This window comes from Zafaria sp. Z1313 (genome assembly GCF_050563205.1).
Classification (GTDB): Bacteria; Actinomycetota; Actinomycetes; order Actinomycetales; family Micrococcaceae; genus JAZDCJ01.
On sequence record NZ_JBNWUK010000001.1, the window covers coordinates 108,764 to 122,923 of the forward strand.

Here is a 14,160-nt window from a genome sequence, read left to right on the forward strand (position 1 = left end):
ATCTAGACTTCACCTCGGTGCCTGTGCGGTCCGCGAGCGATCGACTTCGGCAGAAAAAGGTGAGCTAGTGAACAAGTCGGCTCATGGTTCCGACAACATCACGTAGAGACCTGGATCGCCGACCCCACAGCCCACTCCGGACAGAGTTAGAGCTACCAGTCTGCCGTCCTGCAGAACAGGACCGCCGGAATCACCGTGGCAGGTGTTGACGGAACCGCGTCGCGGTAACGCGCAAAGTGATGCCGGTTGATTTGCTTCTTGGCCTACTGCCTCGCAGTAGCCAACGTCTACGCGATCCAACGAGGCCTGTTTCGGTTCGCACGCAGGCGGGAGGTTGCTGTCTTGGCTCCCCCACCCGAAAGCCACAAGACGACCAGTGGAGAGAGTGTCAGTGCGGAATGGCTCTGACTGGACAGCTGCAGTCAAGGTGAGTTTGACAATGCGGCCGTCGCCGATCGGTTGTGCCGATGTGGTTCCGACTCGCTCCCAGGCACCCCGGGTGGGACAAACGGATTCGAGCCCCAGTATCGCGTCGGGAAGGGCGCCACCGACGCAGTGGTCAACCGTCAACACCGTTGTCGGGCTCGTCAGGGCGCCGCTACAAACAGCGCCGCTGAATAGTTCTGTTGAGTCTGCGGTTGTCGCTGCCAGAAGCACGAGGCCCGGCGGGGCCGTCGACGGGCTGGGGCCGGACATCAGAAGGGCGGTGGCAGCAAGCATGACGCCTACGGCCGCCGCCCTTCGTCGTCCTACTTGCATTCCAGTGCGACAACCTCGATAGCCTCTGGCGTCTCGTTTCGGTAGTTGACGTCGTCGCTGCTGTGCTCAATCACGAGCCCCGAGGCAGTCCCTTCCTCAACACCGTCTCCAAGCCGGAGCCCAACGAGCAGGTTGATGGCGTCTCCGGAGACCGTCGATCCGACGGCATTGCGGCGTCGATCCCATAGTGCGTCGAGAGGCTCTTCGATAGGTAGTAGTTCCGAGCCGATGGCGGGGTCCTCGGGTGACAGATCAACAAGCCATGCCCCGGTCATCACTAAGCCGGACGCTTCGGAGAGATCTATACCAGTTAGCACGCCAGACTCACCCGGAGTGGTGCGAAGAACCGTTCCGAAGACTGCCTCCTCGTGACCCCGAAGTTCGATGCAAGTTGATCCCGGAACGGAGAGGGCGCCGACGGGCCCACCCGACGCAGGCGAGTTGCAACCGGCAAGGGCCAGCAGAAGTGCTAGGGAAGCCGCTAACTTCGGAACGGTAGATCTCACGTCTGTCTCCTATGTCGTAGCGTAAAGGGTCCGGGGGACCCCCCCTGGGAAATCGGCAGTTCCACAAAACTGTCGACGTACGGATTTGAAGTCGAAGACCGTCTTCGCTGCCGAGCTGAATCCGGTCCTTACCGAGAGGTCAATGCCGATGATACCCGCGGTCTTGGCTCCATTGCTCCAAGTAACAGCTGCCGAAGACTGGTTTGTGTGTTTGCCGCCGTTATAGGTCACACACTTACCGCCAGTGAGGTTGGCCGAAGCGTTGGGGCTGTATGTTCCCCCGGCGAGTCTTACGGCGCGAACTTTCATTTTCGTTCCGAGAATTGAGCCGCAATTCTCGCGGAATCGCGCAAAGACGAACTGAGTGTAGTGAAGCTTCTTGGTGTTCGCTCCCGTAGTGGGGAAGTCAATCACAGATGAAGACGTCAGCGTAGACGTCCCGCTGGCGCTGTACGTTCCCGCGTTGCCCGTCAAGGATACTCCGACTCCGACGGTGGAGTTCGCTCCGGTACTGTACTGGAAGTCGGCCGTGACGCCACTCGTCTGAACGTACGTCGTCCCCACCAGGACCTGACGAGGCGAGTACTCTTGAAGCTTCGTTGCCGTACACGCCTTGTTGGTCGCAGTGGCCCCAGTTGCGCGGTCGGTTCCCGTCGTCGAGGCCCCGCCGAGCGGTGCAAGGCGCAGGCCGTTCAGGTCGACGGTGCGGACGTCCTTCCCGGAAATGCGTTGCGTTGATTCGCTTCCCGGGTCCGCGGTGAAGCTGTAGTCGTAGATACCGCCTCCTGCGAGTCCGGAGATCGTCAGTTCGACGTTTCCATCGGGGCCCCGCATCTGATCATAGGCACGCGTGTCGAGGACTTGAACCGTGAGCGACCCATTGGAATCCACTTGGGCCTTGCCGATGGGAGCAGTTCGGAATTCTCCGCCAATGGGCAGCTTGTCGAGGAAATCATGGCTGGGCCAGGCCGTGACTTGGAGCTCTGCTGCGGATCGCAAGGCGCGCCCCGAGGCATCCACCACCGACCCTGTTGTTGACGCGCTAATTGTTGGCGCGGCGTTTGCTGGGCCACCGAGTCCGGTGACCAGCAGAACGGCGCAAGCGCCGCCCACTATTGCGTTTCTGAGACTGGGCATTTCTCCTCCTTGGAGACCGATGGACGATCACTTTGTATCGTCAAGCGATAGACTAAAACCCTTCGAATGTTGCGTTAATGCCTTGATGCGAAGCTTCAGAAATTGGGGCAATCGTGTGGCACAAGTGCTTCGAGTGTCGGTCGCATCGTCCTCATCCCTTGTGTATTGCACAATGTAGCCGAGGGCTCTTGCGTGGCCTCTGGGGGCTCGATGTAAACCTGCTTGTCAATTCGAGACTCGAGAGGAACTGGCCGTGGCGGGTGCGACGTCGTGCCACAGCCTCATGGCTGCGGTTGTTTGCGGTCATTGGCACTTCTGGTTGGGTGCGCAGCGGGACCCGACCCTATGGAGGGGCGCGAACTCATTCTCGTTCCGACGTTGTCTGACGCGCTATCTATGAGATTCTGTCCTTCGACCCGTGGGGCCCTTGATTTGCGCCACAGCTCGCGGCGCCCATGCCGGCCTTCGAGAGGCTGGGGCAAGCAAGCGAGCGCCCAGATGCTGGTCTCCGTTCAACCTCCCAGGCACCTACTTCGGACTTACTCGCTGACGCTCTCATCCACGGGCCATGCGGGGCGTCCGCTTGATGACCACAGGCCTGCGATTGAGGGAGTCAATAGCCGGAACCGGCTCTGAATCCTGTGGCCGGATGTGCCGGAAACTCTGTGGCTGTGGCATAGCGCGTCCAAGTGCCTCTACTACGACAACCTCATTGGGGTCTGGGACCATTCGTTGGTCCTGCTGCCGACTCTGGCGAACGATGGCGGCGTGATCCACGGGGCGTCGATGGCCTTTGAGGTCATCGTTGTCCACGAGTACGACCGACCCCTACCCCGTCGTAGAGTCGTCGGGTCACGTGACAAATGCCTTCATGAGGATCCGCCCGGTCGTACCCTAGACCACTGCCACTGCTACTGGGGCCTGAGGGCCACTATCATGGCTCGGGCAGTCATCGCCCAGCGCCCCAGTGCACCTCGGACATACTTTCGAGAGTGCGGGACTTGCCGGAGGACGACCGTCAGTCGCGACAGGGGCCCACAAGCGCCGCGCGTCGTCGAATGCTAGTTTATACCCTCAGGAACTGGAGTCCGCTGGCGGCGGGGGGTGCGACAAACGAGCTCTCACCGACCGCGCCGCACTCGTCCTCAGCACGGTCCAGATCTGGAGCGGAAGGTGAGGAGCCAGGCCTAGTTAAAGACGACCGTCTTGCGGCCGTCGAGCAGGACGCGCCGCTGCGCGTGCCACTGCACGGCCTGGGCCAGGGTCCGGCCCTCGACGTCCCGGCCCATCGCCACGAACTGCTCCGGCGTCCGGGCGTGGTTCACCCGGATCACCTCCTGCTCGATGATCGGGCCCTCGTCGAGGTCGGCGGTGACGTAGTGCGCCGTGGCGCCGATGAGCTTCACGCCCCGCGCGTGCGCCTGGTGGTACGGCCGGGCGCCCTTGAAGGAGGGCAGGAACGAATGGTGGATGTTGATGGCCCGCCCGCCGAGCTCGGCGCACAGGCCGTCGCTGAGGATCTGCATGTAGCGGGCCAGCACCACGAGCTCGACGTCGTGCTCAGCGACGAGTTCCAGGAGCCGGGCCTCGGCCTCGGCCTTGGTGTCCGGAGTGACCGGGAGGTGGACGAACGGGACGCCGTAGAAGTCGGCGAGCGGGCGCAGGGACTCGTGGTTGGAGACGACGAGGGGCACGTCGATCGGCAGCGAGCCGGCCCGCTGCTGGAACAACAGGTCGCTCAGGGCGTGGCCCTCCGTGGAGCACATGACGAGCGTGCGCAGCGGCTGGGCGGCGTCGAAGACGCCGAGCTCCATTCCGAAGGCCTCCGCGACGGGGTCCAGTTCGGCGCGCAACGCCGCCGCGCCGGCCTCGGTGGCGACGGCGACGCGCATGAAGAACGTCCCGGTCTCGGGGCTCTCGAACTGCTGCGACTCGGTGATGTTGCCGCCGGCCGCGAGGAGGGCGCCGGAGACGGCGTGGACGATCCCGGGCCGGTCGGCGCAGGAGAGGGTCACGATGAAATGCTGGCTGCTCACCGCCACAGCCTACCGTCCACCGGGATCCCGCCGGGGAGCGCACCGGCCACGTTGCGGATCGATGACCGCCCGTTTCATCACGGGTGCGCCGCCTCCGCTAGCATGGATCCCGTCGCGACTGGCGTTGGGTGGATGACCACCGGGGAGCGGCGAATGAGACGACCACGGACCGCGCGCCTGGGCCCAAGGTCATGTCCGTGCGGCGTGCGCCGCCGGCTGACCTCGACCCACCGGACCCACCCCGTCCCACCGCAGGAGACCCCGTGAGCAACGACCAGACCGTGACCAACCAGCCCCTCGCCGAGCTCGATCCGGAGATCGCCGCAGTCCTCGAGGCCGAACTCGGCCGCCAGCGCAACACGCTCGAGATGATCGCCTCCGAGAACTTCGCCCCGCGCGCCGTCCTCCAGGCGCAGGGATCCGTCCTGACCAACAAGTACGCCGAGGGCTACCCCGGCCGCCGCTACTACGGCGGCTGCGAGCACGTCGACGTCGCGGAGAACCTCGCGATCGAGCGCGTCAAGTCGCTCTTCGGCGCGCAGTTCGCCAACGTCCAGCCGCACTCCGGGGCCAGCGCGAACGCCGCCGCCCTCTCCGCGCTGATCAAGCCCGGCGACAAGATCCTCGGCCTGTCCCTGGCCCACGGCGGCCACCTGACCCACGGCATGAAGCTGAACTTCTCCGGCAAGCTCTACGAGGTCGCCGCCTACGAGGTCGAGCCGGACACCTTCACGGTGGACATGGACAAGCTGCGCGCCCAGGCCGTCGCCGAGCGCCCGCAGGTCATCATCGCCGGCTGGTCCGCCTACCCGCGCCAGCTGGACTTCGCCGCGTTCCGCTCCATCGCCGACGAGGTCGGGGCCAAGCTGTGGGTGGACATGGCCCACTTCGCCGGCCTCGTCGCCGCCGGCCTGCACCCGAACCCGGTGCCGTTCGCCGACGTCGTCACCTCCACGGTCCACAAGACGCTCGCCGGCCCGCGCTCGGGCCTGATCCTGACCAACGACGCGGACCTGGCCAAGAAGATCAACTCCAACGTCTTCCCCGGCCACCAGGGCGGCCCGCTGATGCATGCCATCGCGGGCAAGGCCGTGGCGTTCAAGATCGCCGCGTCGGAGGAGTTCCGCGAGCGGCAGGAGCGCACGGTCGAGGGCGCGCGCCTCCTCGCCGAGCGCCTCACGGCGGACGACGTCGCGGCCTCCGGCGTCTCGGTCCTCACCGGCGGAACGGACGTCCACCTGGTCCTCGTCGACCTGCGGGACTCGCAGCTGGACGGCCAGCAGGCCGAGGACCTCCTGCACTCCGTCGGCATCACCGTGAACCGCAACGCCGTTCCCTTCGATCCCCGCCCGCCGATGGTCACCTCCGGCCTCCGGATCGGAACCCCGGCCCTCGCGACGCGCGGCTTCGGCGCCGCCGAGTTCACCGAGGTCGCGGACGTCATCGCCACGGCGCTCAAGGACGGCGCGGCCGCGGACCTTGACGCCCTGCGCGGCCGTGTCGAGGCCCTCGCCGCCGGCTTCCCGCTCTACCCGGGGCTCGAGCAGTGGTGAGCGCGGCGGAAGGCACCGCGCGCATCCTCGACGGCAAGGCCACGGCCGCGGAGATCAAGGCGGAGCTCGCCGAGCGCGTCGCCGTGCTGAAGGAGCAGGGCATCGTGCCGGGCCTGGGCACGATCCTCGTCGGCGACGACCCGGGCTCGCGGTGGTACGTGGGCGGCAAGCACAAGGACTGCGCCGAGGTCGGCATCGAGTCCCTCCGCGTGGACCTCCCCGAGGAGACCACCCAGGAGGAGCTGCTGGCCAAGGTCCGCGAGCTCAACGAGGACCCGGCCTGCACGGGCTACATCGTCCAGCTCCCGCTGCCCGCGCACATCGACCAGGACGCCGTGCTGGAGGCGATGGACCCGGAGAAGGACGCCGACGGCCTGCACCCGATGAACCTGGGCCGGCTCGTCGCCAACGTCAACAAGCCCATGTCCTCGCCGCTGCCCTGCACGCCCAAGGGCTGCGTCGAGCTGCTGCTGCGCCACGACATCGACCTCAACGGCAAGGACGTCCTGGTCGTCGGCCGCGGCGTGACGATCGGCCGCCCCGTGGGACTGCTGCTGACGCGGCGCTCCATCAACGCGACGGTGACGCTCGCCCACACGGGGACCGCGGACCTCGCGGCGCACCTGGGCCGGGCCGACGTCGTCATCGCCGCCGCCGGCCAGGCCCACATGATCAAGGCCGCGGACCTCAAGCCGGGGGCGATCGTCCTCGACGTCGGCGTCAGCCGCGTCGACGACGGCAATGGCAAGGCCGTCGTCACGGGCGACGTGGATCCGGAGGCCGCGACCGTCGCCTCCTGGATCTCGCCGAACCCGGGCGGCGTCGGGCCCATGACGCGGGCCATGCTGCTCGCGAACGTCGTCGAGACCGCCGAACGCCAGGCGTCCTCCCGCTGAGGACGACGCCGGGGCCGCACCGCGCGCTCCATCCGACAGGGCCGCCTTCCCGCACCGGGGAGGCGGCCCTGCCCGTTCTCCGGGCCGCGCCGTGACGGGCCGGTGACGGCCCGCGTCCTACGGTGGCCGCAGCGGGGACGGTTGTTCCCCGCCGGTGCGGGGACGGCTCCGCCGGGTTGGAGCGAGGGGGAGGGCCATGGGCGGGGGACTGCTGATCTGCTACTCGGTGACCTTCCCGCGCGCCGCCGATCCCGCCCCGCTCCTGCGCCAGCTCACGACGAGCCTGTCCAGCCTGCGCCGCCACAACGCGCGCGCCGAGGTGGTCGTGTTCGTCCATTCCGGGGCCCCCGAGGCGCTCGGGGCGCTGTGCCGCGGCCACGATGCCGCCCTCGTCGCCCGCGGCGGCTACCGCGAGCGGTTGGCCGCCGACTGCCCCGAGGGCGCCGCGGTCCTGGCCCGCTACCCGGCCCTGCACAAGTTCCTCAACTACGACTGGATCACCGCCCGCGGGCCGGAACAGGTCCTGTGCTGCGATTGCGACACGGTCTTCCTGGCCGACCCCGCCCCGTGGTGCGTGGCCTACCAGGGGGCCCACCTCGTGGCCCGCGAGGAGGTCTGCACGCGCCGCAGCCACCACCCGGCGGACCCGGCCTTCCTCGACGAGCCCGCGTACGACGCGCTCGCCGCGGCGCTTGGCTTCGCCCCCGTCGCGCCGTTCAACACCGGCGTCGTCCTGCTGAACCACGGGGCCTGGGCCGCGCTCGCCGCCACCCGGGGATGGTTCCTCGACTGCGCGTGGCGGCTGCTCCTGGGCATGTCCGAGGACCCCGGCCGTTTCGCCGGGACCGGCTTCGGCACGCTCGAGGGCTTCCGCGCGGCCCGCCACCTGGCCGGCCCGCGGACCGCCGCGCTGCCCTTTCCCTCCGCCAACCAGTGGATCCTCGAAGAGGTTGCCACCTGGCTCGCGGTGGGCGCGCTCGCCTCCGTGGCGTGCGCGCACTTCGCGCCGGAGCACGTGGCCCAGAACGGCGAGTTCGCCGCGACGGACCCGGACACGGCCGGATGGTTCCTGTGCCACTACTACTCGGGCAACCAGGACGCCGTCCACGCATGGCTGGCCGGCCAGCCGGCCGGCGTCGGATAACCCCCACTGCATCCAAGGAGCACCATCATGGCAACGAAGCCAAGCGGCGGCCGGGGCACCGGCTCGTCGGGGCGGGGCCGCAAGCCCGCCGAGCAGCCGGACGGCGACTTTCCCGCCCGCATCTTCGCGATCGCCTCGCCCGAGTCCCTCGGCGGGCTGTCGATGTTCACGCCGGGACTCGTCCCCGGAGCCGAGACCGTCGGCCTGCACGTCTCCGACGACGAGGCCGTGCACCGCGCCGTCCAGGCGCTGTCGGACGCGGGATTCGAGGTCCTCCAGGCCAATCAGCTCATGGTCAACTTCGCGGGCACGCGCGAGCAGTTCGAGGCCTCCTTCGGCGCGCACCTCTTCACCGAGGAGCGCAGCGTGTTCAAGCCCGGCGGCCTCGAGGAGGAGGCGACGTTCATCGACAACGCCGACACCGAGGTCCCGGGCCTGATCGAGACCGCCGGCACCGGGTTCGAGGGCATCCTCGACGGGGTGGCCCTCGAGGAGCCGTACTACCTGCACGCCGTCGACGTGCTGCCGCCGACCGTGGACTACTACCACCTCAATGTCCCCGACGACGTCTCCGTGCTGCTCAACGCCCAACGGCCGCACCGCTCCGGCGTGACCGGCAAGGACGTCAAGGTCGCCATGGTGGACACGGGCTTCCAGACCCACCCGTTCTTCACCGAGCACGGCTACCGCGTCGAGCCCACGACCCTCGGCCCGGGCACCGCGAATCCCGGCGTGGACGAGAACGGGCACGGCACGGGGGAGTCCGCGAACATCTTCGCGACCGCGCCGGATGTGACGCTCTACCCGGTCAAGTGCGCGACCGCGACCGGGGCGCTCGTGAACGTGACGGCGGCGTTCAACGCGGCCGTGGCGCTCGGCCCCGACATCATCACCAACTCGTGGGGCTCGAGCCAGCCCAACGGGCCGCTCAGCGCCGCCAACCAGGCCCTCGCGGCCGCCGTGGCCGCCGCCGTCGCGGGTGGCATCACGGTGGTCTTCTCGGCGGGCAACGGCGGTTGGGGCTTCCCGGGCCAGCATCCCGACGTGATCTCCGTCGGCGGCGTGGACCGGCAGCGCAACGGCCAGCTGCGGGCCTCCGACTACACGAGCGGCTTCGCCTCGAACGTCTACCCGGGGCGGCGCGTTCCCGATGTCTCCGGTCTCGTCGGCATGAGGCCGAGGGCCATGAACATCATGCTGCCGCTGCCGGCCGGCTGCGCGATCGACGTCGGCAACGGGGGAGGGAGCTTCCCCAACGGCGACGAGACGGCCACCAACGACGGGTGGGCGGCCTTCAGCGGCACCTCGGCCGCCGCGCCGCAGATCGCCGGGGTCTGCGCCCTGATCCGGCAGGCCTGCAAGCGGCTCTCGCCCGCGGCGATCCGCGACGTCCTGCAGACGACCGCCGTGGACGTCACGACGGGGACGAACCACCCGAACTTCGGCCACGCCGCCGTCGTCGGGCCGGACCTGGCCACCGGCCACGGGCTCGTCGACGGCCACCGCGCCGTGCTCATCGCCAAGCTGCGGTGCCGGCTCGTGGGACCGGTGCTCCCGGCCCTGCCGATCCAGCCGCTCATCCCCTTCACGCCCGTGCAGCCGATCCAGCCGCTGTTGCCGTTCAAGCCGCCGGTGCTGCCGATCCAGCCCCTGCTGCCCTTCCGGCCGCCCGTGCTGCCGGTCCAGCCGCTCATCCCGTTCCGCCCGCCGATCATCAACCCGTTCCTGAACCCCATCGGCCCGATCCCGCCCGTCGTGATCCGGGAGGGCGGCCAGGACGCGGACGGCGTGCCGCTGACCGCGGAGGACGTGGCGGAGATCGAGCGCTTCGTCATCGAATCGCCAGAACCCCCGGAGCTGTAGTGGAGGGGCGCCCAGGGGACCCGGTGGCCCTCGTGCTGCTCCGCTCGCCCGGCGGCCTCCCCGGCGCGGCCGGGGCGGTGGCCGGGCGGCTCGAGCGGCACCTGCCGGAGCCGGGAGCGGCCGAGCGGGCCGCCTCGGCCCTCGCCGAGGCGGGGTTCGAGGTCGGCCCCGTCGTGGGGATCTCGTTCTCCATCGCCGGACCGCCGGAGCTGTTCCGCGCCCGGCTCGGGATCGATCCCGTGCCGTCCGCCGGCGGCGCCTGGACGGCGGCCGGCGGGGCCGAGGTGCCCGGGGGGAACTGCCCGCCGCGCTGGCGGGCGACGTCGAGGCGGTCGTCTTCGAGGAGCCCGTCGAGCTCCTGGACGGGGAATGACCGGCGCGGGAGGCGAAAGGAGGAACGCCGATGGGCGTGCTGCAGGGCGCGGAGGCGCGGCTCGCCGCGGGCCCGCTCGCGGCCGCCGGCGGCGTCACCGTCCTGGACGCGGTCCCGGACCCCGGCACGGTGGCCGCCCTGCTCGGCGAGGCGCTCGGGAACTACGCCTCGAGCTCGCTGCAGGACGTCCCCACCGGCGACGGGGCCACGGGGCGCGGTGGTACGCCGGCGCGCCGGCTCAGGACCGCGGGCGGCGGCGCGGTGCAGGACGCGTTCTACGCGCGCCCCGCGCTCGCCGCGCGGCTGGCCGCCGTCTGCGGGACGGCGGTCGAACCCACGGGTGGGCGCGGCAGCTACAGCTACTACGTCTCCCCGGGCGACTACCTGGGGCTGCACCTGGACATCGACACGTGCGACGTCACCCTCATCACGCTCCTGCGCGACGACGCCCCGGACGACGATCCCGCCGGCGCCCTGCTCGTGCACCTCGCCCACTTCGGCGCCCGGCTCGAGGACGTCCGGGCCGATCCGCGGACGGGCGCCGGCGCCGTGAAGGCCCGGCCGGGCCAGAGCATCGTGCTCCTGGGAGGCCTGCTCCCGCACGAGACCGTCCCGGTGGGCCAGGCGGGACCACGGATCATCTCCGCGCTCTGCTTCCGGGCCGTGTAGCGGGGCATCCGGGTCCGTGGCGGAGCACCCCAGCAGCCGCCGGGAAAGCCAGGGCAGGACCACCCGGCCGCAGGCCGCGGGGCCGTACTCCCCGGGGAGTAGGCCGGCTACGACCGGGGGCCGACGCGGTGCGTCCCGCCGCGGCGTAGGCTCCTTCCACGACCGAGCGCCGCCGGCCCCCCGCCGCCTTCCTCGCCCTCGCGGTGGCCGTGGTCCAGATCGCCGGAACGCGCTTCGCCGCGGTGCGGCACGGGATCGAGCTCGACGCCGGGGCGCTGGCCCTGGCGCTCGTCGGCCCCGCCCCTGTTGCTGTTGCGCCGCCGGTTTCCCGGCCCCGTCGCGGCCGGCACCGCCGTCGCCACCCTCGGCTACCTGGCCCTCGGGCACCCCTGGGGTCCCGTCTTCCTCTCCTTCGCCGTCGGCGTCGTCTCGGCCGCGCTCCACGGTGCCCGCTGGTGGTCCCGCGCCTCCGGGGCCGCCGTCGCCGCGGCGCTCGCCGGCGCGGCCGCCGCCCAGTGGGACCCCGCGGGCCGGGTGCCTCCGGCGGGCGTCGCCCTCGCCGCCGCCTGGACGCTGGTCCTCGTCCTCGCCGCCGAGCTCGCCGCGACCCGGATCCCGGGCGGCTCACGGAGGCCCTGCGGGACCATCAAGGCCGGATCAGCCGAGGCCCTGTCCGAGGTCCGCGACGTGCTCGACGTGCTGCGCAGCGACGCGCCGAGGGCGCCGGGACAGCGGCTCGAGCAACTGCCCGATCTCATCGCGCACCTGTCCGCCGCGACGCCGCTGGCCGTGGACTACGCGCCCGCACCGCCCGGCGTCGTCGACCGCCTCGACGACGCGGCGCAGCACGCGGCCTACCGGTCCGTCCAAGAGGCCCTGACGAACGTGGTCCGCCACGCCGGCGCGCGCCGGGCATGGGTGCGGACCCGGCCCGTCGCGGGCGGGCTCGAGGTCTCGGTGAAGGACGACGGCGCCGGCCTCGCGGGCGAGCCCGAGGGCAATGGCCTGCGCGGGATGCGCGAGCGCGTCCAGGCCCCGGGGAGGGACGGCCATGACGACCAGCATCCTGATCGCCGACGACCAGGCGCTCATCCGCGCGGGGTTCCGCGCGCTGCTCGAGGCCGAGGACGGCCTCGAGGTCGTCGGCGAGGCCCGGACCGGGGACGGGGCCGTCGCCGAGGCACGCAGGCTGCGCCCCGACGTCGTCCTCCTGGACCTCCGCATGCCCGGCGGCGACGGGATCGAGGCGGCCGCGCGGATCAAGGCCGATCCCGGCCTCGCCGCCACCCGCGTCGTCATGCTGACGACCTTCGAGATCGACGAGTACATCCTCGACTCCATCCGGGCCGGAGCGGCCGGATTCCTGGTCAAGGACACCGAGCCCGAGGACCTCGTGCGCGCCGTCCGGGCCGTCGCCGACGGCGAGGCGCTCCTCTCGCCGTCCGTCACCCGGAGGCTCCTGGCCTCGATCGCCTCACAGCCGCGCCGCGCGGGAACGGAACCGGTGTACCTGGACCTGCTGACGGCCCGGGAGCGCGAGGTGCTCGAGCTCGTCGGCGGGGGACGGGACAACGCGGGGATCGCGACCCGGTTGTTCATCACGCCGCTCACCGCCAAGACGCACGTCTCCCGCATCATCGCCAAGACGGCCGTGCGGGACCGCGCCCAGCTCGTGGTGCTGGCCTACGAGTCCGGGCTCGTGCGCCCCGGCTGGGCCGGCTGACGGGGCGGACTGCTCCACCGGGAGCATGCCGCCGGGGCGAAGCGACTCCCCGCGGCGGACGCGCGCGTACGGGCCGGCGGGGGACCGTGGAACCGTGGCCGCACGGGCCGCACCGACCCAGGAGGTTCCCATGTCCATCGCCCTGTCCCTTCCCCTGTCCGCGACGACCGCCACGGGCGCCGCCACCCTGGCGGCCACTGCGGCCGACGGCCGCTTCGGCCACGGCCCCGGCTGGTGGTTCTTCCTCATGCCGCTGCTGTGGATCCTGCTGATCGGCCTGTTCATCACGGCGGCGCGCCGGATGGGCTGGCGCCGGCAGCTCCGCGAGGGCCGCCTCGACGCCGAGTCCGTGCTGCGCGAACGCTATGCGCGCGGCGAGGTCGACGAGACGGAGTACCGGCAGCGGCTCGAGGTCCTGCGCGGGGACCAGCGCCGCTGAACCCAGCCGGTGCCGCGCCACCGGGGCGTGCCCGCGGAGGTGCGCCGGTACCGCGTCGCCGTCGCGTCCCGGCGGGGCCGCGCGCTACGGTGGAGGCAGGACATCCAGCACCAGGAGGACCCATGGCCGGCCCCCACGCGGCGCAGACCCCCGCCGAGATCGCGGCGCTCGCCGCCCGCCACGGGCTCGAGGTCGACGCCCGGGGCCTGACGGTCGAGGAGGCTGGCCTGGACTTCCGGGTCGCCTTCGCCGAGGACGCCTCCGGCCGGTCCTGGGTCCTGCGGGTCCCGCGCCGTCCCGACGCGGCCCGGCGGGCGGCCGGCGAGGCGCGGATCCTGCGCCTCGTGTCCGGGCGCATCCCCGCGGCGGTGCCCGACTGGCGGATCCACACGGCCGAGCTCATCGCCTACCCGCTCCTGCCCGGCCGGCCGGGGCTCACCGTCCGCGACGGCGGACCCGTCTGGCACTTCGACCGCTCGTCCTCGGAGTACTGTGCCTCCCTCGGCCGGCTGCTGGCCCAGCTGCACGCGATCGATCCGGACGAGGCGCGGCGCGCGGGCGTCCCGTTCGCGACCCCCGAGCGCGTACGGCAGTCCTTCGCCGAGGACGTCGAACGCGTCCTGTCGGAGTTCGTGGTGCCCCGCGCGGCCGAGGCGGCCTGGCGGGCCCGGCTCGACGACGATGCGCTCTGGCCGGAGCGGACCGTGATGACCCACGGCGAGCCCTACCCCGCCCACCTGCTCCTGGACGACGGCGACCGGATCGCCTCGGTCCTGGACTGGACGACGGCGCGGGTCTGGGACCCCGCCGTCGACTTCACGGCCCACTGGCAGACCTCCACGCCCGAGGCCTTCGCCGCCACCCTCCGCGCCTACGCGGACGCCGGGGGAGCGGAGACCGAGGACCTCGCGGCCCGGTGCGCGGCCGTCGCCGCCTCGTCAGGCCTGGCCTACGCCCTCTTCGCGCTCGAGACCGGCGAGCCGGACCACGTCGCGGCGGCCGGGGCGCTGCTCGCCGACGCGTGAGGACCGCGCCGGACGTCGCGGCCACCGGCCCGGAGGC

The 14,160-nt window shown here is 71.1% G+C and carries 14 protein-coding genes and 1 riboswitch; of the genes, 8 read left to right on the top strand and 6 right to left on the bottom strand.

Going from position 1 to position 14,160, the window contains the following annotated elements; translation table 11 throughout:
- Positions 1-81: 81 nt before the first annotated feature.
- The 4 genes from ACQ3I4_RS00535 to purU all read right to left on the bottom strand — a co-directional run bounded on the left by ACQ3I4_RS00535 (position 82) and on the right by purU (position 4,438).
- The gene (locus tag ACQ3I4_RS00535) at positions 82-759 is read right to left on the bottom strand and encodes a trypsin-like serine protease (protein ID WP_430632620.1); all 678 of its coding nucleotides are present in this window, start codon (positions 757-759) and stop codon (positions 82-84) included.
- Positions 750-1,265: a hypothetical protein gene (locus tag ACQ3I4_RS00540; protein ID WP_430632621.1), complete on the bottom strand. Its 516-nt coding sequence runs from the start codon at positions 1,263-1,265 to the stop codon at positions 750-752. Before ACQ3I4_RS00540 ends, ACQ3I4_RS00535 begins: the two co-directional genes overlap by 10 nt.
- A 9-nt stretch (positions 1,266-1,274) precedes the next feature.
- Positions 1,275-2,156, bottom strand: coding sequence for a hypothetical protein (locus ACQ3I4_RS00545; RefSeq protein WP_430632622.1), 882 nt, complete (start codon positions 2,154-2,156; stop codon positions 1,275-1,277).
- Between the two features lie 1,433 nt (positions 2,157-3,589).
- Entirely contained in the window at positions 3,590-4,438 is an 849-nt protein-coding gene (purU, locus tag ACQ3I4_RS00550; RefSeq protein WP_329859652.1) for a formyltetrahydrofolate deformylase, read from the bottom strand.
- Between the two features lie 104 nt (positions 4,439-4,542).
- A riboswitch (ZMP/ZTP riboswitch) is annotated at positions 4,543-4,628 on the top strand.
- A gap of 73 nt (positions 4,629-4,701) precedes the next feature.
- Here purU and glyA point away from each other — a divergent pair.
- The 5 genes from glyA (at position 4,702) to ACQ3I4_RS00575 (ending at position 10,936) form a co-directional block, all read left to right on the top strand.
- A complete protein-coding gene (glyA, locus tag ACQ3I4_RS00555) occupies positions 4,702-5,991 on the top strand; it encodes a serine hydroxymethyltransferase (RefSeq protein ID WP_329859653.1) in 1,290 nt (429 codons plus the stop codon).
- Positions 5,988-6,887 carry a bifunctional methylenetetrahydrofolate dehydrogenase/methenyltetrahydrofolate cyclohydrolase gene (locus tag ACQ3I4_RS00560; RefSeq protein WP_329859654.1) on the top strand — a complete coding sequence of 300 codons (900 nt, stop codon included), beginning with the start codon at positions 5,988-5,990 and terminating at the stop codon, positions 6,885-6,887. Before glyA ends, ACQ3I4_RS00560 begins: the two co-directional genes overlap by 4 nt.
- Before the next feature lie 196 nt (positions 6,888-7,083).
- The gene (locus ACQ3I4_RS00565) at positions 7,084-8,031 is read left to right on the top strand and encodes a hypothetical protein (protein ID WP_430632623.1); all 948 of its coding nucleotides are present in this window, start codon (positions 7,084-7,086) and stop codon (positions 8,029-8,031) included.
- Between the two features lie 27 nt (positions 8,032-8,058).
- Complete coding sequence (locus tag ACQ3I4_RS00570) at positions 8,059-9,894, top strand: S8 family serine peptidase (protein ID WP_430632624.1); 1,836 nt, start codon at positions 8,059-8,061, stop codon at positions 9,892-9,894.
- Positions 9,895-10,297: 403 nt separating this feature from the next.
- Positions 10,298-10,936, top strand: a complete 639-nt coding sequence (locus tag ACQ3I4_RS00575) for a hypothetical protein (protein WP_430632625.1) — start codon at positions 10,298-10,300, stop codon at positions 10,934-10,936.
- A gap of 107 nt (positions 10,937-11,043) precedes the next feature.
- On the opposite strand, the gene ACQ3I4_RS00580 is transcribed toward ACQ3I4_RS00575, so the two are convergent.
- Together ACQ3I4_RS00580 and ACQ3I4_RS00585 are read right to left on the bottom strand one after the other, a co-directional pair.
- Entirely contained in the window at positions 11,044-11,298 is a 255-nt protein-coding gene (locus ACQ3I4_RS00580; RefSeq protein WP_430632626.1) for a hypothetical protein, read from the bottom strand.
- 295 nt (positions 11,299-11,593) lie between these two features.
- Positions 11,594-11,989, bottom strand: coding sequence for a hypothetical protein (locus ACQ3I4_RS00585; protein WP_430632627.1), 396 nt, complete (start codon positions 11,987-11,989; stop codon positions 11,594-11,596).
- Between ACQ3I4_RS00585 and ACQ3I4_RS00590 the strand changes: the two genes are divergently transcribed.
- The 3 genes from ACQ3I4_RS00590 (at position 11,988) to ACQ3I4_RS00600 (ending at position 14,123) form a co-directional block, all read left to right on the top strand.
- Positions 11,988-12,659 (top strand): response regulator, encoded by a 672-nt coding sequence (locus tag ACQ3I4_RS00590; protein WP_430632628.1) that lies wholly within the window; start codon positions 11,988-11,990, stop codon positions 12,657-12,659. The two genes, ACQ3I4_RS00585 and ACQ3I4_RS00590, sit on opposite strands and share 2 nt — an antisense overlap.
- A gap of 130 nt (positions 12,660-12,789) precedes the next feature.
- The gene (locus ACQ3I4_RS00595; RefSeq protein ID WP_430632629.1) at positions 12,790-13,098 is read left to right on the top strand and encodes an SHOCT domain-containing protein; all 309 of its coding nucleotides are present in this window, start codon (positions 12,790-12,792) and stop codon (positions 13,096-13,098) included.
- 122 nt (positions 13,099-13,220) lie between these two features.
- The gene (locus ACQ3I4_RS00600; RefSeq protein WP_430632630.1) at positions 13,221-14,123 is read left to right on the top strand and encodes a macrolide 2'-phosphotransferase; all 903 of its coding nucleotides are present in this window, start codon (positions 13,221-13,223) and stop codon (positions 14,121-14,123) included.
- The last annotated feature ends 37 nt before the right edge of the window (positions 14,124-14,160 follow it).